Genomic DNA, 26,379 nt, shown 5'->3' on the forward strand with positions numbered 1-26,379 from the left:
TTTTCAAATTGTTACGTTTCGTCAAAGTTTTTGGGGTTTTGTCGTACCCGCTTCACGCGAGTGCGAAGTCTTTTCTCTTCCAAACGCTTCTCACGCACCCGGTGCGGCACTCGGGTTGCAACCCGGGGTTTTTCGGGACGCAAGGCGTCCTGCAGAATTTTTACAAACCTTTCCAATAAATCAGCCCGATTGGCCGACTGGGTGCGATGCCGTTGAGCCTGCAACCTCAGAACCCCTTCTTGATTCATCCGTTGTCCTACCATTTCGCTAATTCTTCGTTTTTGATAGGAACTCAGAACGGTAGTATGCTTGACATCAAACTCTAAAATGACCCGACTATTCACCTTATTGACATGTTGACCACCAGGACCTGCGCTTCGGGCAGCCGAAAATCGCACATCAGAATCAGGAAGGCAAAGATGGGAATTAATCACAATTGGCATACTGGTTCCGGTAAAAACGAGTCGGTTTTTTTTCTTGTGTCTCGGTGAGGGAATATTCCCACAACACCGAGTCTCCCTGCTGATACCAATCAATAAGCCCTATGCCCTCAACCTTCACTGCCTTGAATATTTCCCCGCGAAATGATGGCACACCTCAATCACTCTCGAGAAACCAAAATGGGGAAGTCTTACCCAAAAAAAGAAAAGCAGGAACCTTAAGATTCCTGCCTTTCAAAATCTTCCACTTTTTGAACCTCTACGTCAATCTGTTAGCATGGGACTATCTCCTGTACAATTTGACCTTTTCCAAAATAACTCACTGAATTTCAGCCAGCATGGCCTTGACATGGGACTCTTTGAGCTTTTTTAATGCCACAACCTCGATTTGACGAATTCGTTCACGAGTCACGGACATGGACCGCCCTACCTGCTCTAAAGTCCAAGCTTCATCCACTCCAATACCAAAGCGCAAACGAATGACTTGTTGCTCGCGAGCAGTCAAAACCTGAAAAATCTGATTCAACCATTGGGCATTTGATTTACGGGACACTTCTTCGTCTGGAGATTGGCACGCCAGATCAGGGATTAATTCTCCTAATTCAGTCTCTCCATCAACGGATGGTGCATCTAGAGATATGGGTTCCTGAAACGCTTCAATCGTTTCTTTCACCCTATCGCCCGTCATATCCAGATGTTGGCCGATTTCTTCAAAGGTAGGTTCTCGATTCAATTGCTGCGCGAGACGCTGCGCAGTTTTGGCGATTTTGGTGGATGCCTCATTCGTATGCACCGGCACACGAATGGTCCGGCTTTGATCGGCAACCGCTCGCGAAATACCCTGACGAATCCACCACGTGGCATACGTACTGAATTTAAACCCACGGGTGTAGTCAAAGCGTTCCGCCGCTTTCATCAGTCCAATATTCCCTTCTTGCACGAGGTCCAGAAAATTCATCCCTCGCCCTAAGTATCGTTTCGCGACATCTACGACCAGACGAAGATTCCGTTGGACTAAGGCATCTTTTGGTTCTTCGATATCTACTCGGACTTCACCAATCGACCGACGGATTTCTCCAAACTGCCGACTGAGCTTTTGTCCTGCCTTGCCAGACATCGCTGAGAGAGACTCGATGGTAGACAAACACTCCAGGATGTTTTCCACCACCGGAGCCGAATACCCATTGAGCTCTTTGAATTTCGTCAATTCTTCTTGAAGCGACTCAACCTCAGGCTGTGGACTCAGCCCTTTGGAAAGCTCTAGAGCCTGCTGTAACAATACCCGAAGATCGGCCGTTCCCTGATAGAGTTGGGTGGCAAGCGCCAATTCCTCCTGAGCTTTCAAAAGTGGGCGAGAGCGAAACCCTCGAAAATACATGGATTCTAAATTTACGGATCCTGGTTCAGCAATGGATTTTGAACTCTCCTCCTGATCCTGATCCTGATCCATATCCATCTGGTTTATGGAATTTCGATACCTTACTGGAGTCCGCTTCTTCGATCGGCCCTTATGCAAAGTCGATGTGTGATTTTTCTGTGTTTCCGTGAATTGTGAAGCCGTTTGAAGTGTGATCATGAATTCCCCCTCCGAACATTACAGGGTTAGAGCCCAAGCCTTGGCCGGTACATGAATTTGTCCAGGCAGATCAACCAGGATGGGAAAGGATCCAGATGTGCCCTTCAATTCAACCAAGGACTCAATTTCTGGCAAAAGGAGTTTCACTTTCCGTCATGCCCGGTCAAATGTCGCCTCCCTTAAGATTTGCTAGTACAAGGGAAATGTACCACCCAGAGATGAAAGAGAAATTAGGGGAAAATTAAAAATTTTTAATAGAGCGAGAAGTGTTTGTGTCTTTCACTTTCGCCGCGGAGGGAGCCAAAGGCAGGAAAACCGTAAAACAGGAACCACCATGAACGACACTTTGAACCTCAATGGTCCCATGATGAACTTCCACAATCCACTTACATATCGCCAAACCCAATCCTGTCCCTTTTGCCGCATGAGCACGCGCTTCATCCGTCCGGTAAAACCGATCAAAAATTCTGCCATGATCCTCAGGGGCAAGACCAATACCGTGGTCTCGAACCACTAGTTTTCCCTGGTTTCCGGCAACAATTAAAGACAGCTCCACTGTTTGTCCTTCTTGAGAATATTTCACGGCATTGTCAACCAGATTTAAAAGTAATTCCCGCAAACGCAGATCGTCTCCCTGGACAACGACGGGCTCAATGGCTTCGAGCACCGTGTGAATATTCCGTTCTTGGCCCAATACCAAGGCCTGCTGCTGGATTTCTCGCACTAAATCGTCCAACTGGACTGGAAACATCTTGAGCTTAATTTCTCCAAGATCGGCGCGTGATAGAAATAAGAGCTCATCCACAATCCGGCTCATGCGGTCAATCTCTTCCAAATTACTCTCCAACACCGCCCGATAATCTTCTGCTTGACGCGGTCGCCGCAACGCCAACTCAGTCTCCCCTTTTGTAATGGTTAAGGGTGTTCGGAGTTCATGTGATGCATCCGCGCTAAACTGCCGGATTTGCCGGAACGACACTTCCAACCGTCCAATCATGTCATTAAAGGTCGAGGCTAATTGTCCGATTTCATCGTTGGAATGGGGAGTTTGAATTCGTTGGGTCCAATCCCCGGCCGCGATACGTTGAGCCGCTTGCGTAATAGCATGAACCGGACGCAACGCCCGTCCGGCCAAAAACCACCCTCCGACCAAAGATACTAGTAAGGCCAAAGGAGAGGCGATATAGAGACCGGCTAAGAGCCGATGCAACATTCGTTCTGTAGGATAAAGGGATGTCCCAACACGTAAGATATTCACCAATTGATCATCTTGACGAATAGGAACCGACAGCAATCGCAGTGGAACCCCTTTTTCAAATTGGACAGATTCAAACGTTGATTTTCCATCAAGAGAGGCACGGAACGATGTCTGACTCAATGGAATCTCTCGGCTTTGAATATTAGCCGACTGAATCGTCACTTGCCCCGCCGGACCAAAAATTTGAAAAAATTTATCCAAAAGGGCAATCTCAGGAAAGTCCTGAGATAAATCTTCAAAAATCAAGAACGGGCCAAACCGATGTTCCCCCAACGTTCGAATCGCCACAGCAGCAGCCTCATCCAACGAGGCATCCACCTGTTCCCGAAGTGCGCGGGACATCACCAAATATAAAGCCACGGCAAAAAGAACCAGAATGAGAGCTAATGCAGATCCATACCACAAAGTTAATCGAACTCGAATCGAGGTCGTTTTCACCCGTCCGACCTCATCATATATCCGCTCCCCCTAACCGTTTGAATTAAACTTCGTTCTCGTCCTTTATCGATTTTATTTCGCAAGTAGCTAATATACACATCAATCACATTTGTAAACGTATCAAAATCCAAGTCCCACACATGTTCCGTAATCATGGACCGCGTTAACACCCGCCCGGCATTTCGCATTAAATATTCTAAGAGCGCATACTCTTTAGTTGTGAACTCAAGTCGCTGGCCAGCACGAGTCACCTCTCGAGTAACAGGATTTAATATCACATCATCCACCTGAAGAATTCCGGTTGGTGCCCCTCCAGCTCGACGAAGGAGCGCTCGAGCTCTGGCGAGCAATTCTTCGATCGCAAAGGGCTTCGTTAAGTAATCGTCAGCCCCCGCATCTAGCCCCTTAACCCGTTGGTCTACTTCCGAACGAGCCGTTAAAATAAGCACCGGAGCTTTGACGCCTGCAGCCCTAGCACGTTTAAGCACTTCTAATCCAGGCAATCCCGGCAACATTAAATCCAAAACAATCAAGTCATAATTGACGGCTTGAGCCCAATCCAACCCTCCTGGTCCATCTGCGCATACATCGACCGCATAGCTTTCCTCCTCCAGCGCACGCCGGATAAAGGAAGCTACCTTTGGTTCATCTTCCACGACTAAAATTCGCATCTTAGGAAAAGCTTACCATCTCCATACCCGGACCGAGAAGGGGAACACAAAATGAGGGAAGCGAGAATAAAGGATATGGTAAAAAAAAAGGCCCCGTCATATCCATGACGGGGCCTTATCCATTTATCATTTACTCAAATTAAAGATGATCCACCAAACTCCGAAGCTTGTGACTGCAACTCGGGTGACGAAGCTTCTTTAAAGCTTTGGCCTCAATCTGGCGAATCCGCTCACGAGTCACGTCAAAATCTTGGCCAATTTCTTCCAACGTATGGTCGGTACTATCACCAATCCCAAACCGCTTTCGGATCACAGTCTCTTCGCGAGGGGTCAGCACGCCCAAGGCATTCGCAATCTGACGTTGCAGATCATAACGGTTTGCCGCATCCATGGGAGAGACTGCATTTTTATCTTCAATCAAATCCCCTAACTGACTATCCTCTTTTTCCCCGATCGGCGTTTCAAGAGAAATGGTTCCCTTGGAAATATCCAACATCATGCGGACCTTCTCAGGAGTTAAGCCCATCCGTTCGGCAATTTCCTCTGGGGTAGGTTCACGTCCTAATTGTTGCACCAACTGCCTTGCCGTCCGTGCTAATTTTGTATTGGCCTCAATCATATGTACCGGAATACGGATAGTACGGGCCTGATCCGCAATGGCACGTGTTACACCCTGTCGGATCCACCACGTTGCATAGGTGCTAAATTTATATCCGCGCTGATACTCAAACTTATCGACAGCCCGCATTAATCCAATATTGCCTTCTTGGATCAAATCGATAAACTGCAATCCTCGATTTGTATATTTTCGCGCAATACTGACCACCAATCGCAAATTAGCCTCGATCAATTGGGCCTTCCCTCGCTTCACCTTTTCCTCAGCGGTCTCCAGAATAGTCAGAGCAGCCGTAAATTCTTCCATCGGCATACCCAGCACCTCATTCTGAAGGCGCAAGAGAGTAGCTTTCCCCGCTTCAACTTCTTGTTTTAATTTTTCAATTTCTTCCGGGGTCAATTGTTGCTTGCGTCTCAGGGAACTTCCCTTTGTGGTAGCACGTGATTTTTTCCCAATCACCTGAATACCGTCCTGCCCAGCAAGCCCAAGCCTTTTCGTATGACGGGCAGTCATCATTTCAACTGATCGAATTTCCTGACCAATGTCTTTAACACGTCTTAACATTTGATCTTTAACCCGCTGATGCAGATTAAGGGCTTCGATTTGATCCACAAATTGATCGGCCAAACTCATCCGGCGCTTCTCAAGTTGTGCCTTTGAATTTTTCGTTGTTTGGCCGTCCCGATTTTGGGTGTAAAGGGAAAGCAACCCACGCCCAAGCTTTCGAACCGTTGCCAGACTCTCTAGCGTGCGGAATCTGAGCTCCTCATCCTCCTGTTCGCTGGCCATGGCCTCTTCTTCAACTTCCTCATCCTCCAGGGTCTCCTGTAAGAGCACAATATCTCGAACACGGATCTCCTCAAGCTTTAATTGGTCGTGGAGTGATTCCAGGTAATGGATATTTAACGGCATGCCATAGACGGCACATGCCAACTCACGCTTCCCTTCTTCGATGTGTTTCGCAAGTTCAATTTCGCCTTCACGGGTGAGCAATGGCACCCGTCCCATTTCTTTCAAATATAACCTGACCGGATCATCGATACGAGTAGGTTCACCTGGGGTCAAATCAATATCCAAGGAAGAATCCGTTTCTTCATCGGAATCATCTGAATCCTCTTGCCCCGCGTTCTTTTTTAAAGCTGCCAACTGGGAGGCCGTCCGCTTAGAAGGATCGATCACTTGAAGATTGACTTCGTGCAACTCACTTAAAATCGTATGTAATTGATCAGAAGTAATCTGATCGGCAGGGAGAATGTGCGTTAGGTCTTTTATGGTGACATGCCCTTTGGGCTTGCCAATCTCAATTAAACGCTGAATCACCTCCGGCAATGACGCTGTCTTCCCCATTAACATAGCTCCTTCAAAATTAATAGCTTAACCCAAATCATACCACTTTTATACTGAACCGATGGTATTCCTCTCAATAGGAGGAACCTATCGCTCTTCTCTCGTCCTTTTTCTCAATGGACCACATTAGCATCAGAATGCAGAATGGTGTGCTATCTTTAATAAAGATTTAGAGAGGAGTCGCACCTCAGTCCATAGACTAAGTACGTCATATCCTCTTTGAGGCGAAACCAGGAAAAAGACCTATTGTTAAAAAATTCGAAGGTAAAAAATACAAGGCGCAATTTGATAACACTATAAAAAATTTCCGACTATAAAGTAAAGTTAAAAATCTAAGTAAATAACAAATAACCTAGTATATAAGACTTACTTTATTATTACTTTATTATCTGGAAAATTCATTGAAAATTGCGCCCTCAAATCATGAGTAAATGGTTGTTTTTATTAAATTATTTTAACGATACGAGCAGGCAATCGAATACTGGCCCTAGCTCACTAGAATGGACAAAATATACAGAAACTATCAAGAAAATACTGTTATGTCCGACAAGATAACTTAGGACCCTCTTCTCCAATCTAAAAGTCTCTGGACGCAGGAATAAGCTGAAATGGGGACGCCGCAATCATGATTTCACTTTTGTTGGTTGAAGATAACCCAAAAGAAGCGTTGGTTATCAAAAATATGCTGAAAGAAGGACTCCAAAACCAATTTACCTTGAAGCATAGTCGTTCTCTTAGTGATGCTCTCGACCTTATTCAACAAAATCAGTTTCAAGCCATTATTCTGGACTCGCATCTTCCTGACGGCAAATCATTTGAATCCATTCCTCAATTCCTGCAGTTTTGCCCTGATGCCCCGATTCTGATTTTAAGCGGCGTGGAGGAAGAAGACCAGGCGATTCAAGCCGTGAAAAGTGGAGTCCAGGACTATTTAATCAAAGGCCAGACCAGCAGTTCGACTCTCTGCCGGGCCCTTCGCTATGCCATGGAACGCCAGAGAGCCACCCAACGCATTACCCAGTTGGCTCATTACGACCATCTGACAGGACTCGCAAATCGAGGCCTTTTTTATGAACGATTAAATTGTGCGGTGGCTCGCTGTCATCGGAACGATACGGCAATCGCTCTGATGTTTTTGGATCTGGACCATTTCAAAGACATCAATGACACGCTCGGCCATGATTGTGGGGATTCCTTACTCAAAACCGTGGCCGCACGCATCAAAAAATGTATCAGAGAAATCGACACAGGTGTCCGATTAGGAGGAGATGAATTTGCCGTCCTTCTGGAACAAATTGTGTCGATTGAGGATGTGGCATCTGTTGCACAACGTATTCTTCACCTACTGGCTCAACCCGTCATCATCAAGCAGCACCAACTGCATGTGACCGGAAGCCTCGGGATCACCATCTACCCGTGGGATAGCGCCAATCCCCAGGAACTTTTATCTCATGCCGATGCCGCAATGTATCGAGCCAAAGCCCAGGGAGGAAATACCCATCAATTTTACACCGCCGGCATGAAAACAGCTGGCCTCGATGGCTCCACGCTTGAGATGGAACTTAGTCGAGCTTTGGCCAAAGAAGAATTTCTCCTCCACTATCAACCACAAATGAATCTTTGCACCAAGCAAGTCATTGGCATGGAAGCTTTATTGCGCTGGCATCACCCCTACCAAGGCCTTATTGGGCCGAATCAGTTCATTCCCCAAGCCGAAGAAAATGGCATGATCATTCCCATTGGGGAGTGGGTTTTACGTACAGCCAGCAAACAAGCCAAATACTGGGAAAAGCAGGGGTTTCCGGCTCCTCATGTCGCCGTAAACCTCTCAGCCAGACAAATTCATCAGGGAAATCTCCCTGCACTCATGCAAGATATCCTCAACCATTCACATCTAGACCCGGAAAATCTCAAACTGGAACTGACAGAAACGTTTCTGATTCATGAAACAGAAGAAACCATCCAGACTCTCCGTGAACTCAAGGCCATGGGCATTCACCTGTACATTGATGATTTTGGAGCAGGGTATGCTTCGCTTCGATACCTGAAGTCATTTCCCATAGACGGCATCAAACTTGACCAAAGCCTCATTCAAAATCTCCCACACAGTACTAACGATGCCGCTATCGTCATGGCCGTCATCTCTCTAGCCAAAGCCCTGGGGCTACAAGTCATTGCCGAAGGAGTGGAATCACAAGAACAAGTCGATTTCCTGGAAGAATATGGATGCGATGCGATGCAAGGGTATTGGATCGCGCCGCCACTCCCCGCCAATGAAAGCACCCAGCACATGGTGCACATGTCATAAAGACAGTTGGCTCACACCTTCTCTCTCGGCCCTTAAAATTCGGGCATCCTTTCTCTGGTATTCCGTTTTCACTCTTCATTCTGAATTTCCCAATCGGTTGTTGTATATCAATTTCGTTCTGAATTCTCTCGTTTTTTGCAGATTTTCCTAATTGTCCTGATTGAGGGCTGATTTAAGAAGAGGGGTCAAGGCTTTCTAATATTCATGCCACCTCTCGGCGTTGGTATGGAGCGCTCAATTTTTTCGTGACCGAGGCCATCCTTATTGGGATCGTTACATCAGTATTACTCAGATCCAACCGCATTACTAATTTCGAAAATTGGAGCGATTGCACAGCCAATAAATTCGGAGCCAGAAATGGTCCCGGACTCACTATTGAAAAAAATGGTCAAACACCCTGGCGGAACGGCTCCCATGCGGATGATTATCCTCACCACGCTACCCATCTCACCGGACGAATGCGCCTTCGAAGTGTAGAATTAGGAAGAGGCCAACAGTTATATTGTGAAACCTTTTGAAAACGATTACCCATTTAAACCCATGGTAAAGATAAAAAATACCGGTTTACATTAGGCATCCACTCGAAACTGGGCAAAGAACACCAACTGAATAATCCCGCGGGGATGGAGGGCGGTGCTATTACCTGACGAATGCATTTTTGCATTTCCTCTCCATCTTAGTTGTTTCACTTTCATTCAGGGGATCGCCGTCAACCATGCCAAGCCGTGTTGAAAAACCTCAGCTCACCACTCTCCGAATTCTTATCGTCGATGATAGCCCAAGTGACCGATCCACCTATACTCAATGGATCCGGCGCACCGCCTCAATTCGCGTCGACATTCAAGAAATGGATACAGGAACCCAGGCATGGGAAGCCTGCAGGATCTCCCCCCCTCACTGTCTGCTTTTGGATGACCAATTGCCCGATATGACCGGATTAGAATTCTTGGCGAAAGTACGGGGACCGCACTCACAGTGGAAAACTCCCATCGTTTTTCTCACCGGATACGGTAACGACGAAATTGCAAGTCAGGCCATTCGATTTGGCGCACAAGAGTATTTCAACAAAAACACCCTAACGGAAAGATTCCTCTGGCATCATATAGAGCAAGCGATCGAGCAGGTCATCAGCATACCTCGCATACGCTCTCTTGAACGTCAGGCCAGCATCATTTTGCAATCATCCAGCGATGGGATCCTTGTTGTGGGACATGACGGACTGATCCGTTATTCCAATCCTGCAGCAGAACGGCTCTTCCAAAAGACATCCGAACAACTCACCCGATCCCCCTTTGGTTTCCCGATCTCTGCAAACCAGACGACGGAAATAGGCATCATGGGCGAATCCGGACAACCGACTCCTGTAGAAATGCGAGTTGTCCCTATTGAGTGGGATGAAGAACCCGCCTATTTGGCCTCCCTCAGGGATGTGACAGAACAGCGAAGGGCCGAAGACGAACGACGCCGTCATGAAATTGAACGCCAATATTCACAAAAACTGGAAAGTTTGGGAGTGCTCGCCGGAGGAATCGCTCATGATTTCAATAATCTCCTGATGACTATTGTAGCCCGCTCCGGCCTCGCTCTTCGCGCTCTTCCTCCCGACGCTCCGGCTCGGGAACACTTGGACTTCATTGAAAAAGCCGGTCTTCGGGGTGGGGAATTGGCCAATCAAATGTTGGCATTTGCCGGACAGACCCGCCTAAACTTTCAAGTCATCAATCTTCCAAAGCTCCTCGAGGACATGACTCCTTTCCTCCGGGCAACCCTTTCAAAACGATTAACGTTCGAATACGATCTTGCCCCCTCCCTTCCCCCCATTCGAGCCGATCAAGCTCAATTGCGCCAAATCATCATAAATATTGTGATAAACGCATCAGAAGCTTATGGAGAAGGAGATGGAGTCATCACCATCCGGACATTCGAATGGGAGCCTGCAATAGAGAATTTTCAGAGTTGGTATGTGATTGGAGAGCTCCCGGATAAGCGAAGTGTTGCCCTGACCATTCAGGACACCGGGTGCGGAATGACCTCGGAGACAATCCCAAAAATTTTTGACCCGTTTTTTTCGACCAAACTTCCTGGGCGAGGGCTTGGACTCGCAGCCCTTCTTGGACTCGCTCAGGCCCATGGCGCCACCATTGCCGTCCGAAGTCAACCAGATGTCGGAACAGAATTTACATTACTGTTCCCCGCCACCACCCCCGATACTTCAGCAAAGAAACGACCGGTCTTCTCATTTCCCACACAGGAAGCCTCACTGCAAAAAAAACCCATGGTGTTGGTGGTTGATGACGAAGAAGACGTTCGGGTGGCCTGTTCGATGATCTTTGAAGAAATGGGATTGCAAACATTAGTCGCCTCTGATGGACAAATCGGCATTCATGTCTTCGAGCAACATCAACACGAAATTATGGTCGTGCTCTTAGATCTCACTATGCCCAATATGGACGGTCAACAATTCCTCGAACACATCCAAGGGCTTAATGCAACCATTCCGGTTATTTTGTCAAGTGGATATTCCGAGGAAGAAGCGATGAAAAGATTTCTCAACCCGGACATGGCAGCGTTCATTCAAAAACCTTATCAAGTGGAAACTCTCATCGCCAAAGTCGAAGAGATCAGGCAGAAACAAATGACGTCCCCCAATAAGCCTGGCCTGTAGGGAGGCCCACCTCCAAGCTCCACCATCTTCCAGCTCGCATGACTACTAAAAAAGACAGCCTACGCTTTGGTGGCGTTCAAGGGTCGAGGACAGTTCCAGATGTTTTCAATACAAGACAGAATTGACCATTGCCGTATTCTGAAAATCCACCTCCCCTGCCTGTCGAAATTGTCGAGTCTCTTCCTCAAGTTGATCCGGCATATGCAGCGCTCATGGAGCATTAAACTGCCGCCTCCAAAAATCCGGTTCGATCTACAAGGATTGATCAATCGACTCAACGGTTTCCATCCAATCCAGACTGGTAGGATCAACGCGCGTCAAATTCACATGAGCGCCATGGGATGATCGAATTCGTAGGGAAGCCAGAAGAACGGAAGTCGCTACACAGCCATTTAATAAATAACGCCAGTCAATACCGAAGGACACGGAACGCAGGCCGTCCGACAACTGCCTTTCCTCCTTGAACCGTTCATGCTACAAACTCCTACTCGGAATTCGACCATGTGAATATGCTCAATTCATCCATCAAAACAAGGCTTCCACATGACCCATTCTCATGACCTCATCATTATTGGAGGGGGCTCGGCAGGCTATGCGGCCGCTCGCACCGCTCAGGCGGAAGGAGCCGATGTCGGCATTGTCGATCAAGGTCCGTTGGGTGGTCTCTGCATCTTACGAGGATGCATGCCCACCAAAGCCATTCTCCGCTCCTCCGATCTCGCGGCGCTCATCCGTCGAGCTTCGGAATTCGGGCTTCACTCAACGAACCTTCAAGTGAACCTCGCAGCCATCATTGAGCGAAAAAACCGGTTAATCAAGGAATTTGCTGAAGATCGCATTCAAGCACTCCAACACCCTCGATTTGCCCTCTACCAGGAACATGCACATTTTGTTTCGCCGACGACCATCCAAGCCGGCCCGCATCGGCTATCCGCGAAGGCCTACATCATCGCCACTGGATCTGTGGTGTCGCACATTCCTATTCCAGGATTGAAAGAAGCAGGATACCTTACCAGCGATGAGGCATTAGAACTTGAAACCCTGCCTGAATCGATGATTATTCTGGGCGGGGGGCCGGTCGCATTGGAATTCGCCCAATTTTTTTCCCGCATCGGAGTCATGGTATCTCTGATTCAACGAAGTGCCCACATTCTCTCGGACTCGGACGTAGACCTTGTTCGGCCGGTTGAAGCACACCTTCAGGCCGAAGGCATGAAAATGTATACCAACACGCAAATCCAATATCTCAGCACGTCCGGTGGACAGAAAACCCTTCACTTCCTCCATCAGGGACAAAAAAAAGAGGTCACCGCCACCTCAATCCTCCAGGCCCTCGGCCGCCGCCCAAATATCGACGGTCTCAATTTGGAAGCGGCTCAGGTTGCCCATCAACCGAATGCCATTTTAGTCAACAAGGACATGAGAACATCCCAACCACATATTTTTGCTATTGGAGATGTCAACGGCGGGTATGAAATTGTCCATATTGCCATCGAGGAGGGTGAAATCGCCGGATGGAACGCCGTTCATCCTAATCTCCCTCCTAAACACTTTGATTCCCGCCTCAAAACCCAGGTCGTCTTTACTGATCCCCAGCTGGCCAGCGTGGGACTGTCCGAACGGGAATGCCTGGACCGTCAGCTCCCCTATCTTGTCGCTTCTTACCCCTTTAACGACCATGGCAAGTCTCTCTGCCTGGGAGAAACGTATGGACACGTTAAAGTGCTCTGTGATCCTCAATCTGGTGAGATTCTCGGTGGCCATATTGTCGGACCCGAAGCCTCTGAACTTATCCATGAACTGATTGCCATCATGTATTTTCGTGGCACAGTCCACGATCTTCTCCGCATACCTCATTATCATCCCACTCTCGCTGAAATTCTTACCTATCCTGCTGAGGAGCTTATTGGAAAATTATCGCCCATGTAGAATGGCTTTGCACATTCTGGATCGCCCCTGTGTCGAAGATAAATCAAACGGGGACCAAACCAGAACGAAACGGCCCCCCTTTGCCCCTCGAAACTTCCTCGTAACAAAAAACCCCAAATCAGGACTACAACTCAATGTCGCCAAATACGCCGCGAGACAATTGGCCAATGAATCAAAAATCTCTATCCCTGACCAACGAGAATATTGGCGATACCTCGAACTCATTGCCGAAACTATGACTGGAGAATTGTCATGAAAACCCACATAATGGAGCCTCACATGTCCCATCCGTCTACCACCCCAGCCGACTCACCGAATTCATTGATGGGAAAGATGCTCATCGGGTGTATTCTGTTGGCGGGCATCGGTACATTTTTCTATTTTGACCTTAATCACTATCTCTCGCTCGAATCATTAAAGGAAAATCGAGACACCTTATTAGCCTACACCGCCTCACATTATGAAACCGCAGCCGCGGTATTTATTCTCGTGTATATTCTCCAAACAGCGTTCTCCCTTCCAGGCGGAGCGATCCTCACGTTGACAGGAGGATTCTTATTTGGAAGCCTGATGGGTACGCTATTCGTCAATGTCGGAGCCACCGCCGGAGCCACGCTCGCCTTTTTAGCCGCCCGCTATCTGCTCCACGATTGGGTGGAGCGCAAATTTGGCGACCGGCTCGGGACCATTCAAGAAGGATTTGCCAACAATGCGTTTAATTATCTCATGACGCTTCGACTTATTCCGGCCTTTCCATTTTTTCTCGTGAACCTGGTCTCCGGCCTCACCCGTGTCAACCTCGGCACCTATGTGCTGGCGACGTCCATTGGCATTATTCCGGGCAGTTTTGTTTTTGCCTTTGCGGGCCGCCAATTGGGCACAATCAATTCCTTGAGCGAAATTGCCAGCCCACCGGTCTTACTCGCCTTTACGCTCCTGGGCTTATTAGCCCTCATGCCGGTGGCCTATCAGAAATGGAAGAAGACTCAAAGCGGAACCATCAATCCTAAACCGTAAATGACTGAACCCCTTTACTAAACTAGAGGTCTCAGATGAACACCCCACAATCACCAACCCATAGCGGTTTAGTTCTTCCCCATGACGACTATAACCAGGAGTTGGTCAACAATGTGCATCCGCCCCAATGGGAGAATCCTAGGCCATCCGGACGATATAACCTCGTCATCATCGGGGCCGGCACTGCTGGGTTGGTCACCGCTGCCATTGCGTCAGCCCTCGGAGCCAAAGTGGCGCTAATTGAACGACACCTGATGGGCGGAGACTGCTTGAACGTAGGATGTGTGCCCTCCAAAGGCGTCATACGGGCGGCTAAAGCCTGGCACGCCGTCAGAGAGGCCGAACAATTCGGTGTGCATATTTCCGGTGAGGTCAAACAGGATTTCGGTGCAGCCATGGCCCGCATGCGAAAACTCAGGGCCCGGATCAGTCATGTCGACTCAGCGCATCGCTATACCAAACTTGGAGTGGATGTCTTTATCGGAAACGGCAGGTTCACCGGCTCAAGCACCATCGATGTGGATGGAACGACATTACAATTTGCCAAAGCGGTCGTCTGCACAGGAGCCCGCGCCACCGCCCCATCGATTCCAGGTTTGGCAGATACCAAATATCTCACCAACGAAACCATCTTTTCTCTGACGGAACTTCCTCAGAGACTGGGAGTGATTGGTGCCGGCCCCATTGGCTGTGAATTGGCCCAATCATTTGCCCGATTCGGCAGTCAGGTATATTTGGTGGAAGCTATGCATGGCATTCTTCCCAATGAAGACCGCGACGCGGCCGACATCGTGGAGCAATCGATGTTGCGGGACGGCGTGCAACTGCTCTGTTGCGGAAAAGACTTGAACATTCACTCGGCAAACGGCGCCAAACACCTCGTGGTGGATTCGCATGGCACACAGTATGACATCCCAGTTGATGAAATTCTGGTGGGCGTCGGTCGCAGTCCGAACATCGAAGGATTGGAGCTGGAGAGGGTCGGCGTCGAATTCGACAAAACCGGAGTCAAGGTCAACCACCGGCTTCAAACCAGCAACCCTAAGATTTTTGCGGCAGGAGATATCTGCTCTCCGTTCAAGTTCACCCATACGGCCGATGCCCAAGCACAGATCGTCATTCAGAACGCGTTGTTTCCTCACCCGTTCGGCCTCGGTTACGGCAGTACGGAACACCTGGTGATTCCCTGGGCGACCTATACCCAACCGGAAATTGCCCATGTCGGTCTCTATGAAAAGGATGCGAAGGACAAGGACATCCCGATCGACACCTTCACCTTTCCTCTTCATGAAGTCGATCGGGCTATTCTCGATGGAGAAGACCAAGGCTTTGCCAGAGTGCATGTAAAAAAAGGAACCGATACAATAGTTGGAGCCACCATCGTAGCCGCCCATGCGGGCGATATGATTAGTGAATTCACCCTAGCCATGAAGGGAGGCCTGGGACTCAACACCATCGCGGGCACCATTCACCCCTACCCGACCCAAGCGGAAGTCGTCAAAAAGTCGGCGAATGCCTGGCGGAAAACCACGCTGACGGAAGGAAAGAAACAGTTCCTCCGCAAACTCTTTGCGTGGACCCGGTAATGTCATGTCCCATCAATTACCTAATTCTAGTAGGTTGTGATCCTTTGCACTGCTTAGAGCGAACGGAATCGGTCAACAAATGATTCAAACAACACTCAGGGTTTATCGGCAAGCAGACATGACACGTATCACACCTCGACCCGCATTCTTCTCTGTCCTCACTCTCGTCTTCGGACTCTTGAGCCTGCCCCATTCGAATACGGGCATCGCCGCAAGCCCCGATCACCTCGTCGTCGGCAACTTTTCCATGGCTACTCCGGGAGAACCGTTTCCGCAAGGGTGGAAGCCGCTGACCTTTGACAACATCCCCGCACAGACTCAATATGATCTGGTCAAAGACGAACAGCAGGTGGTGGTCAAGGCCATCAGTCGTCAATCCTCCTCCGGCCTGACACGGGAGATTTCGATCGACCCAAAGGAATATCCGGTAATTGCGTGGCGATGGAAAGTCGAAAATATTCTTCAGAAAGGGGATGTCGCTCAAAAATCAGGAGATGACTATCCGGCACGGCTCTACATTACCTTCCAGTATGACAGCAGTCAGGTCGGGTTTTTTGAAAAGGCGAAATTAGAAACCATCAAATTGATTTATGGCCAATATCCCCCCATTGGAGCCATCAATTATATTTGGGAGAGTAAAAGTCCGGTGGGTACAATGGTTCCCAATCCTTATACGGACCGGGTCTACATGTTCGTCACGCAAAGCGGAAGTGCCAAATTGAACCAATGGGTAACCGAGGAACGCAATATCTATGAAGATTACAAGAAAGCATTCGGAGAAGATCCACCAAACATCTCAGGAGTCGCCATCATGACCGACACGGATAACACCAAAGAGTCGGCCGTCGCCTATTACGGGGATATTGTGTTCAAAAAATCCGGAAAAGAATGAGAGGAAAAGAGTGAAAAGAAGACATCAGGAGAAAAAATTCTGGATCAACCCACAGAAGGAAATCGTTGCGCTCTACTTCTCACGCATCCACGTTCCCTCCTCACACATTGCGAATCAATAATCCGGCTCATTCCCGATTTTCCATTTAATACTGCAACCCGCACTGGGCTTTTGCGCGACGAAAACAGGTTTCTTATCCAGAACGGCCTCCAGGGCCATGCGTAAATCCCACCCGGTCACGGGCTTCCCGTTTCCCGGCCGACTGTCATCCAATTGTCCCCGATACACCAGTTTGCGTTCTTCATTAAACACAAAAAAATCCGGTGTACAAGCCGCGGTCAAAGCCTTCGCCACCTCCTGAGATTCGTCATAACAATAGGGAAAATGAAACTCCAATTCCTCCGCCATTTCCTTCAGTCTTGTGGGAGAATCCTGAGGATAACGTTTCACATCATTACTACTGATCGCCACAATGCCAACATTTTTCTTTTGATAATCTCGACCGAGTTTGGCCAATTGCTCCTGCACATGAACGACATAAGGGCAATGTCGACAAATACACATCACCAGAATGGCCTGTTTCCCGACGAAACTTTCAGGGGACACCATATGACCTGTCCGAACATCCGGTAGTTCAAAGTGAGGCAAGGGCGTCCCCAACGGAAGCATCGTCGAATCTTTCAAGGCCATGGTTCACTCCTTTAGGCTAATCAATACTGATGGGTTCGTGCGAACCAGTACAGTCAAAAAATTTGAAGTCCTGTTTACCACATCGGATGGAAAGGGAGAAGGGGGCCACCGATCATCACTACGATGAACTAATCGACTTCAGAGTTGACAGAAGACTGAGGGGAGCGCTGCTTCCAGGCCCGAAACCGCTCAAGAAGCTCCTCTCTTACGTGTTGAGGGACGGGCTCCGGAGGCAATTGGCGTAGAGTCGCGATGGTGTATTTTATCTGACGTAAGAAATTACGGCAGGCAAAACACAGTCCCAAATGCATTTGAAATCGAATTCGCTCCGTCAGAGTCAGCGACCCATCCAGGTAATCGGTGATGAGTTGGGAGATTTCCTGGCAGGAAAAATTTCCCACCATATACCGCATAAGTTTGTGTTTCAGATTTATATCCATTGTCCTTAGGTGTTCTTTCCCTGAACATAGGGTTGAAGCTCTCGGCGCACCCTGATGCGCGCTCGGTGTAACAGCACCCGTTGATTGGTCTCACTGATCTCAAGGATGTTACAGACTTCCTCAGAGCTGACACCCTCGATATCGCGCAAGGTCATCACCTGCCGCTGCGTAGCCGGCAGGTTTTCAATGGCGGTTTCAATCGCTGCTCGGCATTCCTTTGACAGTAATACCCGTTCCGGTGTATCCGGTTCCCAGTCATGGGGTGGATCTTTCCAATGACCCATTCCGGAACCTTCTGCTATAAAAAGCGAGTCTTCCAAGGAAGGTCTCTCATCGGCATCCGGAGAAGAAGTGCTCAGCCCCGACGGCTCATAGCGACTCTCTCGTATTCCTCGTGTTTTGGCCCGATTCGTTAAAATCCGGAAAAGCCAGGTTTTAAAGGATGACCGGCTCTCAAACCGTTGAATGCCCTCAAATACCCCCATCCAGGTTTCCTGCACGACTTCTTCGGCTACAGCCCGGCTGGGGACATAGGACATGGCTAACCGCAATAACGAACCAGAATACCAATCCATCACGGACGCAAACACCTGCTCATCACCAGCTTGAAGAGCCCGCACCAACCCTGACTCATCAAGATTGAGCTTATCGAGCGCATGGTGAGGAGAGGGAGAAATGAGCAACCTCTGAAAATTTCAAGCGACGCCAAACGGGGACCAGAGGATTATCCTTAGCCTGACAGTCACAATCAAGGGCTTCCTTAAAAGAAATCTCGACCGGCAGATTCATCCCTCTCAGCAGACACGAGGAACCAATAGAGAAAATAGGCAGGCACTGCAGATTGACAGTCAAACGGATTATTCCATGATGGCAAGATTGAAGGGAAGAAGAGAGCAGGGCAGCCGGTCGGACCGCCTGGATGCGTTAGGTATCCTGAAAGATTTGGGCAAGAATACCTGTTCGAGTAGTGGTTTTCGTTTTCTTTAGAAGATGGCGAACATGCTCTTTTACCGTATGTTCACTAATCTCCAGATGTCGAGCAATTTCCTTATTGGTCCATCCCTCACTGATATATTTCACAATTTCTACTTCCCGACTGGTCAAACGATACTGCTCCTTAGCCTGATTAGACACCACCCGCCGTTCCCGTCCGATTTTCTCCATGATGATGAGCATACAGGCTTCATCTTTTTCTGTATGGGCCGCTAATGGAAAACCCCTCAGTAATACGGGCGATTTCACATCACCTGTCACTCGTCTCAACTCATGCTGGCCCTCCACCAACTGGTTCTCGGGATTGGCTAAAAGTATTCGAAGGGAGTCACATAACTCCAAGACATCGGCAGGCCACACACCTCGCGCCTCGGCATCATACGCGTCTCCCATGATTTGACGGCTTAACGTTTCTGCCTCGGCATTCATAAACAGCACGTCTCCGGATCCCGAAAAGAGCAACACACCGGGAATGGATCGTCGGTCGGCAATTTCCTGGAGCCGGGATAGACCATTTCCCTGAGTGGATTTTGGAACAGTCGTACAAGGAATGCCGATAGATCGTCGACTCAAGGTGTACTCCGTGGATCAGGTTATGCAGCGATGTAAAAATCCCCTACCAACAGCCTGCAAGGGAGCCACAACTCACGGTGCTTGATGCCCCGTTACCGCTACGAATGATCTTATTGAACTGTTTTCGGAGTGTGACAGAAGAAACTTAAATAAACAGAGGGGGAGGATGAAGAAAACTTCGAAGATGCGGCACAACGCAATGGAGCCATGAAGACTGAAGCCTTTCTTGCCTATGCCTCATGATGCAAGAAGGAAAACACAAGTCTCCTCATGAACAATCTTTTTTCAAGCCGGATTCCGGTTCGGAAAAATCTCCCGCGGGCTCACACAGCCCGTACGGAGCACCGCCCCTCTTCCGCAGAACCAAAATCAGGGAAGGGTCCACCTACTAACAATACCTAACTGAAACTCGGAAAAGGCGACAGAGTCCAACAGACGCTAACCGCTGCCCCCTCCTGATGGGCTTAAAACCGGGCAGAGGTCAAGATCACATCCGCATCGCTCCATACCTGGCGAAACGACTGAAGGACTTTTTCAGCCTCATCGGTTTTTCCCTGGGCGCGTAAACTCTGTTCCATTCCGAAAAGCGCCCACCCGTTTTGAGGATGATCCTGGAGATCCTCTCGAAATACGCGCTCAGCTTCGGCAGCTCTTCCGGCCTCCAGAAGCACCGAACCCAACACCTGGCGCGATGGCAGATACCAATCCTTCGGTTCCGTATAATTCAATCCGTCTTCAAGTTCGACTGCCCGTTGCAGCTGCCGAACCGCCTCCTCATAATTTCCGTGACCTGCCGCAATTTCTCCTGCCAGAACAGCCTCCGCAATGCCCAGGATATCGGCGATATTATTCAGATCAAGAATCGTCAGTTTAGCCACCGCAGGGTCACGGGCAATCTCCGCGAGTTTCATGAATTCCTGTTGGGCAGCCTCCAGTTTATTTTGACGCACCAAGGCGATTCCCCTTGCATAATGCCAAATAGCCGTGGGATACCGTAAATCCACTGGAGGCGAGGACTCAGCGAGAATGTTCGACCACTGCCCGAAGGCAATTTTGGTATAGAGGGGAATAATCCAAAAATGTTGAATGGTTCCGGCGATGCCGGGAGCGCGCATCATCTCTGGTTTGACGGATGCCGCGGTTTCAAGAGCCGCCTGCATCGCCAGCTGCTGTTGCCCGAGCTTCATCGCCGCCGCCCAGAGGAAATGTGAATTATGAGGAACATAGGCCGCGGTATACAGACTTTCCTCGTGAGCATGGTTCAAATAGTGCGCATCAACTTTCACAGCATGTTGATTGGCCAACACCGCATCTCGATACCGCCCGACTCGAATATAGATATGAGCAGGCATATGGACAAGATGTCCTGAGCCAGGGACAAGGGCTGGCAATCGTTCAGCACTGGGAAGAGCCTTCTCGGGATGGGATGAGGCTTCCATGATATGAATATACAGATGATTGGCCAAAGGATGGCTGGCGGATTGGTCTAACACGGACTCCAGCGTCGAGACAATTTCCGGTGTCCAGGGTTTAGGCTCTCCTCCTCTACTCCAAAAATCCCAGGGATGCAGGTCCATCAGCGCTTCAGCTAATAACGCGCCAATGGTCGGGTCGTCGGGAAACTGCTGTGCCACAGTTCGCATCGCCTCGGCATAGGCCACGTCGAGGGGGGAACGATCGGTCATCACCTTTTTGGAGTAACGCATCGCCAGCGCCTGAATGAGCGAGGCCTCTTTTTCCGTGGCCTGATCCTTCAGCGCGACCGCTTTCTCCATGGCTGCGAAAGCCTGAGGAACGACAGAAGGATCCATCGGCGCATTGATATTCGGACCGAGGACCAACGCCTCACCCCAATAACACATGGCGCAGTCGGGATCGCGCTTTTGAGATTCTCGGAAAGACCTGGCTGCTTCGGCATGATTAAAACCAAAAGACAGGATGAGACCTTGATCGAAATACCGCTGCACCATCGCTCCATTGGAGGAGATTGGAAAATGATGTTTCCCTAATCCCTCTTGAAGGAGGACGGACTCTGCATAGACATGATTGTGGGAAGGTATGTCAATTCCAACCAGAGCCAGAATACCCAGAACCAATGACATGTTTACATACCAATGGGGTTTCATATGTTTTCTCCTTGTCATCTACAGCGAAGAACTACAGTGCAGAGCAAATTCTGGTATACGCATTTTTACGCAAACGATAATTTTGTGCAACCGGTTTTTTCGGGCGACTTTTGCCGAACATCTTCATTTCTGATTGACTACGCTCCACGGTCTGTCCCATATAGTGTTTCAACAACATTTTTCGTTAGGCTCTACCCAGCCGGAAAATCTTCCGCCTTCACGAAAAAGAGCCATTTGCCGACATCGAAAGGATTGTAAGGATGACCTATTTGTATTTGTTTTTGGCTATTGTGGCAGAAGTGATTGCCACCAGTTCACTCAAAGCAGCCGAGGGTTTCACCAAATTAGGCCCGAGCCTGTTAGTTGTCATTGGATATTTCGCGGCATTTTATTTGTTAAGCCTCGTGTTGAGAAGCATGACGGTCGGAATCGCTTATGCCATTTGGTCAGGTGTTGGCATCGTTCTCCTGGCGCTCGTCGGTGCAGTCGCCTTTCGGGAAATTCCAGATACGCCGGCAGTCATTGGAATGGGGTTGATCATCGCGGGCGTGATTGTCATTCATGTCTTTTCCCACACCGTTCGGGTATAGAATGCCCGCCCCCCCTTAATTCCAATACTTCTATTCGAAAAGCCCCTAGCATGCCGATCGCGAGAACGAGCATGAGGCTCATCAAAAGCGGATAGCCCAAGGGCCATTCCAATTCCGGCATCATTTCGAAGTTCACCCATAGACCCCTACGATAAACGTCAATGGCCCCCCAGCCTACCCAAACACAAACAACACACAACCATTCTCCTGCTCTCTTCTCCGGCACGACTTCACTGTAACGTCTTCATTTAAAAATTGACTATATCTTCAACATGCGAAACTCCGACCAGACATGGTTGTCCCGCCGCCGGTTCCTCCAAATTAGCGGGACCCTGGCCATCACTCCTTTACTCCTGACAAAGGGATTCGCAAGGGCCGGTATGTGGAGCCAACTGTTCGGTTCCACCAAACGCACCACGAGTCCCATCACCTCAAACGATGAATTTTATATCACGTCGTACCGTACTCCTCCGTTTGTACCGGCTGATCGGTGGGCTCTGACAATCCGGGGAACGGTCATGTCCCCGTTTACCCTTACCTACCGGGACCTGCTCGCCCAACCGGCGATCACAGAAATCGTCACATTGGAATGTGTCGGCAATGGGGTCGCGGGAGAGGCGATCGGCACGGCTGAATGGCAGGGAGTCCGGCTCAAAGCGCTTCTGGACAAGGCCAGGGTCACATCACACACCCGAGACGCGGTCTTTCATGCCGCGGATGGATACTCCGACAGCCTCACCATTGAACGGGCCATGATGGATGACATCATGGTTGCCTATCGCATGAACGGGGTGCCCCTGCCCTTGGGACATGGATTTCCAGCCAGAATGATCGTACCCGGGCATTACGGCATGAAGCATGTCCAGTGGCTCACGGGAATCGAACTGGTGTCCTCGGATTACAAAGGCTATTACCAACGTAGAGACTGGTCGGATGAGGCCATCGTCAAAACCAAGTCTTGGATTACGGATCCGCAAACCGGAGATACCCTGCCAGCCCAAAAATTATTCACTATGCAGGGCTTTGCTTTTGCCGGATCCCGGGGGATTCGTCAGGTGGACATCAGCACCGATGGAGGGGAATCCTGGTCGGCCGCCACCCTGGCCCCGGCACTTTCTCCCTACTCATGGGTTATGTGGAGTTATCCCTGGGAACCGCAACGACCTGGTGACTTCTATATTCTGGCTCGAGCGACTGATGGAACAGGGGAACAACAACGGGCGCAAGAACATCCACCATTTCCCGACGGAGCGTCGGGATTGCAAGAAGTCATCGTTTCAGTTATTTAAGAAGAGGGCCCTGCCAACATGATGGAGTGGATCACGCGATTTTCAAGACCGGGGAAAGCACCCTTCATTCTTATCATCTCCTTCGCCCTTTCCATGGGCTGCTCGACTATTCCCCATACGTTTACTCCTTCTCATCCCGTTTCTCCGGAGGCTTTTAGCCATGAAAACTTTCATCAAGCACTCATGGCTCATGTGAAGAACGGCGTTGTGGACTATCCCCGATTCGCTCAAGATTCACGCTTCACTCGTTACCTTCACCTCCTTCAACATATCGCCCCCCAGCAACTTCCGACTCCCAATCATCGTCTGGCCTTTTGGATTAATGTCTATAATGCTTTTGTCATTAAAGGCATCATTGATGGATATGCTCCAACCTCGCTGACTGGACGATACACCTTTTTTATCGGCCGGACATACCAGGTGGGAGGGGAATTATTGAATCTGTATGACCTGGAACAGCACCTCCTGATTCCCGATTTCAAGGAACCCCGTATACATTTTGCTATAGTCTGTGCCTCACAATCCTGTCCAAAACTTCAATCGGCAGTCTACACTCCCGAGTCTCTTGACCAACAACTCACGGCAAGTGCCCGACAGTTTATTAACGATCCCACACGCAACCGGTTCGACCGACAACGCCGCATCGCCTATCTGTCCAAAATCTTCGATTGGTTTTCCGAGGATTTTATTAATCATTCAGGTTCATTGCTTGGCTATGTTGCACAATTCGTCACAGATCCGGATCTCGCGAACGACATCCGCCAGAACCCGTATACCATCGAATTTCTCGACTATGACTGGAGTCTCAATGGAATCCCTCCCCTTCCCCATTCATGAAAAATCTTGGTCCATTCTTATCCCGTTCCTTGGCCTTCTACCCTATGAAATTTTTTTGGTGGGCTTGTAACATCCCATACTCCTCGGAGACTGCCTATGTGAAGACGCGTTTCCTGATGAAAGAAAGAAAGCTCTAAACTGAGCCCTCATGCCCGTCTAAGTGTTGCAGGGCGCAAGAATTTGGAGAACATGTCGGTATGCTGGTGAAATCTGGCGAGCATGTCCACCTGGCGCAATTACTTCAATTTATGGTCCTGGGCGAACAATTGGCTCACGATTGTGCAAAAGCCCAGGCCACCTTGGTGAAGGAACCAGGTCTTCAGCGGTTTCTCGCCGGTCAGGCCAAGCAGGAGGGGCGACATGCAGTGATCTTTCAGTGGGCGATTCGCTGCCTGGCTCCACGGGGTCCACATTCTCTTGTCATTTCTCACCAGATGAATCAGTACCGCCGGCTCATCATGTCCGCCCTGACACGTGGGGACCTTGCGGAATCTCTTCTGGCGGAACAAATTATTCTAGAGGGATTAGGCCAAGCCATTTTACAAAGGCTGGAAACGGGTCTTCTCAAACGGGGCGCTCCGTTTCGAAAACTACGCCAAATACTCCTCCAACAGGAAGAGGCCCATCATGGTTTTGGAATTCGGACATTGCAGAGAATGTTGAACGACGGTCACACATCCATTGACCACCTGAGGGATTTAGCCCCCGCATACTTGGAATTGGGAAAAGCCCTTCTGTTTTCGGCACAGGACTCCTTCTATTTCATTCAGGAAGATCCTCACGAATATTGGAAGGACTTTCAACACGGCCTTCCGGAATGGTTACGAGAGCATCCTCATGGTAGCCCCTTCCTACCGAAAGATCTTTACGTGGCCCGGTAAACGGTGCGCACAGAAGAGTGTTATGATTTGGGTCATCATTCCCACCTATAACGAGGAGAAGGCCCTACCGCACACCATCAGGTCCGTGCTGTCTCAATCAACACCCTACCGGGTCATCGTCGTGGATGGAGGAAGTACCGACCGCACGCTTGAAATCCTTCGCCAGGATCCACAAATTTCATGGTGTATGGCCCACAAAGGGCGCGCATCACAAATGAATGCAGGCGCCCGAATGGTGGTTCAGATGCAGGCTTCCGCCGATGACTGGCTCCTGTTTCTCCATGCTGACACTCAACTCCCTCGAGGGGCCTTCCGGCAATTACACCAACTTGCTTCCGACCCTTCCTCCCAGGCGGGAGGATTCCGCCATCGCTTCTCTGGAAAGGATTGGCGGTTACGCATGATTTCCTGGTTGGATAATCTCCGATGCACACATTCACATATCGTTTATGGGGATCAGGCCTTATTCGTGAGACAAGGCCTGTTCACCCAATTAGGAGGATTCCCTCTGCAGGCCGTTCTGGAAGATGTCGTGTTTGGACAGACCCTCCTGACGAAAACGATTCCCAGACTTTTACCTTTGACGGTCATCACCGATTCCCGGAAATTCGTCAAAATGGGAATATGGCGAAGTTTTATTCGCGTCCTCATGATTATCCTGCATGTGGAATTCGGGCTGCCCACATTTTCTCCTGCCTTTTTCCGGGATGTCCGGTAAACCCCGTCGCTTGGCTCATTCTGTGGGATTTCCATAATGTTGTCATGGGGACAAGGAATCTTCTCCGCGCAGAAACTAACGCTCAGGAATTGGACACAATGAACACGTACTCACTGGGCAGCATGCTTCGATGGCAGAAGCCCCATCGGATTTTTGAAGAAATCCTCCCGAAAACCTCAAGGGTTCAGGGGGCCCGCACCGATATGTTTTACATAAGAGATTCCACCATGAGCCATCGCCACGAACCCATGCCTCATACTGAAGATTTACCGAACTTTCTTCGGGAATTCGACGACGGTGATTTGCAGCGCTATACCTGTTTTTCCAGCGAATTCCGCGATCAACGAATGGAAGCCGGCGCCATGGCCGAAGCCGGCTTTTGGAATGCCGTCGTGAACCTGTGTATCGATGAACGATTGCGGCGGGACCAGGATATTAAGCGATTAGAATATATGTATCGAACCGGCGTGGACCCGGAACACCACTCCTGAACGATTCA

24 protein-coding genes are annotated in these 26,379 nt (G+C 49.4%); 12 read left to right on the top strand and 12 right to left on the bottom strand.

Features of this window, described 5'->3' with window-relative positions; all coding sequences use genetic code 11:
• Nucleotides 1-11: 11 nt before the first annotated feature.
• The 6 genes from arfB to rpoD all read right to left on the bottom strand — a co-directional run bounded on the left by arfB (nt 12) and on the right by rpoD (nt 6,346).
• Nucleotides 12-443, bottom strand: a complete 432-nt coding sequence (gene arfB, locus PQG83_RS08260) for an alternative ribosome rescue aminoacyl-tRNA hydrolase ArfB (protein WP_312748424.1) — start codon at nt 441-443, stop codon at nt 12-14.
• Nucleotides 427-594 (bottom strand): hypothetical protein, encoded by a 168-nt coding sequence (locus tag PQG83_RS08265; protein WP_312748425.1) that lies wholly within the window; start codon nt 592-594, stop codon nt 427-429. Before PQG83_RS08265 ends, arfB begins: the two co-directional genes overlap by 17 nt.
• 165 nt (nt 595-759) lie before the next feature.
• Nucleotides 760-2,016 (bottom strand): sigma-70 family RNA polymerase sigma factor, encoded by a 1,257-nt coding sequence (locus tag PQG83_RS08270; RefSeq protein WP_312748426.1) that lies wholly within the window; start codon nt 2,014-2,016, stop codon nt 760-762.
• A 241-nt stretch (nt 2,017-2,257) separates the two neighbouring features.
• Nucleotides 2,258-3,712 carry a sensor histidine kinase gene (locus tag PQG83_RS08275; RefSeq protein WP_312748427.1) on the bottom strand — a complete coding sequence of 485 codons (1,455 nt, stop codon included), beginning with the start codon at nt 3,710-3,712 and terminating at the stop codon, nt 2,258-2,260.
• A complete protein-coding gene (locus PQG83_RS08280; RefSeq protein ID WP_312642465.1) occupies nt 3,709-4,383 on the bottom strand; it encodes a response regulator transcription factor in 675 nt (224 codons plus the stop codon). The genes PQG83_RS08275 and PQG83_RS08280 overlap by 4 nt, the downstream gene beginning before the upstream one ends.
• Nucleotides 4,384-4,522: 139 nt before the next feature.
• Entirely contained in the window at nt 4,523-6,346 is a 1,824-nt protein-coding gene (gene rpoD, locus PQG83_RS08285) for an RNA polymerase sigma factor RpoD (RefSeq protein WP_312748428.1), read from the bottom strand.
• Between the two features lie 625 nt (nt 6,347-6,971).
• Here rpoD and PQG83_RS08290 point away from each other — a divergent pair.
• Nucleotides 6,972-8,654, top strand: a complete 1,683-nt coding sequence (locus PQG83_RS08290) for a two-component system response regulator (protein ID WP_312748429.1) — start codon at nt 6,972-6,974, stop codon at nt 8,652-8,654.
• 715 nt (nt 8,655-9,369) lie between these two features.
• A complete protein-coding gene (locus tag PQG83_RS08295) occupies nt 9,370-11,319 on the top strand; it encodes an ATP-binding response regulator (protein ID WP_312748430.1) in 1,950 nt (649 codons plus the stop codon).
• Nucleotides 11,320-11,571: 252 nt separating this feature from the next.
• On the opposite strand, the gene PQG83_RS08300 is transcribed toward PQG83_RS08295, so the two are convergent.
• Nucleotides 11,572-11,766, bottom strand: a complete 195-nt coding sequence (locus PQG83_RS08300) for a hypothetical protein (protein WP_312748431.1) — start codon at nt 11,764-11,766, stop codon at nt 11,572-11,574.
• A 96-nt stretch (nt 11,767-11,862) separates the two neighbouring features.
• On the opposite strand from PQG83_RS08300, the gene PQG83_RS08305 reads away from it, so the two are divergent.
• The 4 genes from PQG83_RS08305 (at nt 11,863) to PQG83_RS08320 (ending at nt 16,743) form a co-directional block, all read left to right on the top strand.
• Nucleotides 11,863-13,248 (top strand): dihydrolipoyl dehydrogenase family protein, encoded by a 1,386-nt coding sequence (locus tag PQG83_RS08305; protein WP_312748432.1) that lies wholly within the window; start codon nt 11,863-11,865, stop codon nt 13,246-13,248.
• A 279-nt stretch (nt 13,249-13,527) separates the two neighbouring features.
• Entirely contained in the window at nt 13,528-14,265 is a 738-nt protein-coding gene (locus tag PQG83_RS08310) for a TVP38/TMEM64 family protein (protein WP_312748433.1), read from the top strand.
• A gap of 35 nt (nt 14,266-14,300) precedes the next feature.
• Entirely contained in the window at nt 14,301-15,851 is a 1,551-nt protein-coding gene (locus PQG83_RS08315) for a mercuric reductase (protein ID WP_312748434.1), read from the top strand.
• Nucleotides 15,852-15,969: 118 nt separating this feature from the next.
• Entirely contained in the window at nt 15,970-16,743 is a 774-nt protein-coding gene (locus tag PQG83_RS08320) for a DUF3047 domain-containing protein (protein WP_312748435.1), read from the top strand.
• A gap of 114 nt (nt 16,744-16,857) precedes the next feature.
• Here PQG83_RS08320 and PQG83_RS08325 read toward each other — a convergent pair whose 3' ends face one another.
• The 5 genes from PQG83_RS08325 to PQG83_RS08345 form a co-directional block, all read right to left on the bottom strand.
• A complete protein-coding gene (locus tag PQG83_RS08325) occupies nt 16,858-17,433 on the bottom strand; it encodes a thioredoxin family protein (RefSeq protein WP_312748436.1) in 576 nt (191 codons plus the stop codon).
• A gap of 128 nt (nt 17,434-17,561) precedes the next feature.
• Nucleotides 17,562-17,873 carry an anti-sigma factor family protein gene (locus tag PQG83_RS08330; RefSeq protein ID WP_312748437.1) on the bottom strand — a complete coding sequence of 104 codons (312 nt, stop codon included), beginning with the start codon at nt 17,871-17,873 and terminating at the stop codon, nt 17,562-17,564.
• Nucleotides 17,874-17,878: 5 nt separating this feature from the next.
• Entirely contained in the window at nt 17,879-18,556 is a 678-nt protein-coding gene (locus tag PQG83_RS08335; RefSeq protein ID WP_312748438.1) for an RNA polymerase sigma factor, read from the bottom strand.
• Nucleotides 18,557-18,797: 241 nt separating this feature from the next.
• A complete protein-coding gene (locus PQG83_RS08340; RefSeq protein WP_312748439.1) occupies nt 18,798-19,439 on the bottom strand; it encodes a helix-turn-helix transcriptional regulator in 642 nt (213 codons plus the stop codon).
• Nucleotides 19,440-19,903: 464 nt separating this feature from the next.
• Nucleotides 19,904-21,565, bottom strand: coding sequence for a tetratricopeptide repeat protein (locus PQG83_RS08345; RefSeq protein ID WP_312748440.1), 1,662 nt, complete (start codon nt 21,563-21,565; stop codon nt 19,904-19,906).
• 260 nt (nt 21,566-21,825) lie between these two features.
• On the opposite strand from PQG83_RS08345, the gene PQG83_RS08350 reads away from it, so the two are divergent.
• The 6 genes from PQG83_RS08350 (at nt 21,826) to PQG83_RS08375 (ending at nt 26,371) form a co-directional block, all read left to right on the top strand.
• Nucleotides 21,826-22,155 carry a DMT family transporter gene (locus PQG83_RS08350; protein ID WP_312748441.1) on the top strand — a complete coding sequence of 110 codons (330 nt, stop codon included), beginning with the start codon at nt 21,826-21,828 and terminating at the stop codon, nt 22,153-22,155.
• A 272-nt stretch (nt 22,156-22,427) separates the two neighbouring features.
• Nucleotides 22,428-23,444: a molybdopterin-dependent oxidoreductase gene (locus tag PQG83_RS08355; protein WP_312748442.1), complete on the top strand. Its 1,017-nt coding sequence runs from the start codon at nt 22,428-22,430 to the stop codon at nt 23,442-23,444.
• An 18-nt stretch (nt 23,445-23,462) separates the two neighbouring features.
• The gene (locus PQG83_RS08360) at nt 23,463-24,281 is read left to right on the top strand and encodes a DUF547 domain-containing protein (protein ID WP_312748443.1); all 819 of its coding nucleotides are present in this window, start codon (nt 23,463-23,465) and stop codon (nt 24,279-24,281) included.
• Nucleotides 24,282-24,478: 197 nt separating this feature from the next.
• The gene (locus PQG83_RS08365) at nt 24,479-25,162 is read left to right on the top strand and encodes a hypothetical protein (protein WP_312748444.1); all 684 of its coding nucleotides are present in this window, start codon (nt 24,479-24,481) and stop codon (nt 25,160-25,162) included.
• A gap of 22 nt (nt 25,163-25,184) precedes the next feature.
• Nucleotides 25,185-25,880 carry a TIGR04283 family arsenosugar biosynthesis glycosyltransferase gene (locus tag PQG83_RS08370; protein WP_312748446.1) on the top strand — a complete coding sequence of 232 codons (696 nt, stop codon included), beginning with the start codon at nt 25,185-25,187 and terminating at the stop codon, nt 25,878-25,880.
• Nucleotides 25,881-25,978: 98 nt separating this feature from the next.
• Nucleotides 25,979-26,371 (top strand): hypothetical protein, encoded by a 393-nt coding sequence (locus PQG83_RS08375; protein WP_312748448.1) that lies wholly within the window; start codon nt 25,979-25,981, stop codon nt 26,369-26,371.
• Nucleotides 26,372-26,379 lie beyond the last annotated feature (8 nt).

The sequence above is a fragment of the Candidatus Nitrospira neomarina genome (assembly GCF_032051675.1).
GTDB lineage: Bacteria > Nitrospirota > Nitrospiria > Nitrospirales > UBA8639 > Nitrospira_E > Nitrospira_E neomarina.

Bases quoted from the DNA above. Each gene is read 5' to 3' on its own strand.
- PQG83_RS08310 (WP_312748433.1), top strand. From the start codon at position 13,528: ATGTCCCATCCGTCTACCACCCCAGCCGACTCACCGAATTCATTGATG.
- rpoD (WP_312748428.1), bottom strand. From the start codon at position 6,346: ATGGGGAAGACAGCGTCATTGCCGGAGGTGATTCAGCGTTTAATTGAG.
- PQG83_RS08345 (WP_312748440.1), bottom strand. From the start codon at position 21,565: ATGAAACCCCATTGGTATGTAAACATGTCATTGGTTCTGGGTATTCTG.
- PQG83_RS08350 (WP_312748441.1), top strand. From the start codon at position 21,826: ATGACCTATTTGTATTTGTTTTTGGCTATTGTGGCAGAAGTGATTGCC.
- PQG83_RS08315 (WP_312748434.1), top strand. From the start codon at position 14,301: ATGAACACCCCACAATCACCAACCCATAGCGGTTTAGTTCTTCCCCAT.
- PQG83_RS08370 (WP_312748446.1), top strand. From the start codon at position 25,185: ATGATTTGGGTCATCATTCCCACCTATAACGAGGAGAAGGCCCTACCG.
- PQG83_RS08330 (WP_312748437.1), bottom strand. From the start codon at position 17,873: ATGGATATAAATCTGAAACACAAACTTATGCGGTATATGGTGGGAAAT.
- PQG83_RS08355 (WP_312748442.1), top strand. From the start codon at position 22,428: ATGCGAAACTCCGACCAGACATGGTTGTCCCGCCGCCGGTTCCTCCAA.
- PQG83_RS08360 (WP_312748443.1), top strand. From the start codon at position 23,463: ATGATGGAGTGGATCACGCGATTTTCAAGACCGGGGAAAGCACCCTTC.
- PQG83_RS08280 (WP_312642465.1), bottom strand. From the start codon at position 4,383: ATGCGAATTTTAGTCGTGGAAGATGAACCAAAGGTAGCTTCCTTTATC.
- PQG83_RS08270 (WP_312748426.1), bottom strand. From the start codon at position 2,016: ATGATCACACTTCAAACGGCTTCACAATTCACGGAAACACAGAAAAAT.
- PQG83_RS08365 (WP_312748444.1), top strand. From the start codon at position 24,479: ATGCTGGTGAAATCTGGCGAGCATGTCCACCTGGCGCAATTACTTCAA.
- PQG83_RS08325 (WP_312748436.1), bottom strand. From the start codon at position 17,433: ATGGCCTTGAAAGATTCGACGATGCTTCCGTTGGGGACGCCCTTGCCT.
- arfB (WP_312748424.1), bottom strand. From the start codon at position 443: ATGCCAATTGTGATTAATTCCCATCTTTGCCTTCCTGATTCTGATGTG.
- PQG83_RS08320 (WP_312748435.1), top strand. From the start codon at position 15,970: ATGACACGTATCACACCTCGACCCGCATTCTTCTCTGTCCTCACTCTC.
- PQG83_RS08375 (WP_312748448.1), top strand. From the start codon at position 25,979: ATGAACACGTACTCACTGGGCAGCATGCTTCGATGGCAGAAGCCCCAT.
- PQG83_RS08290 (WP_312748429.1), top strand. From the start codon at position 6,972: ATGATTTCACTTTTGTTGGTTGAAGATAACCCAAAAGAAGCGTTGGTT.
- PQG83_RS08295 (WP_312748430.1), top strand. From the start codon at position 9,370: ATGCCAAGCCGTGTTGAAAAACCTCAGCTCACCACTCTCCGAATTCTT.
- PQG83_RS08305 (WP_312748432.1), top strand. From the start codon at position 11,863: ATGACCCATTCTCATGACCTCATCATTATTGGAGGGGGCTCGGCAGGC.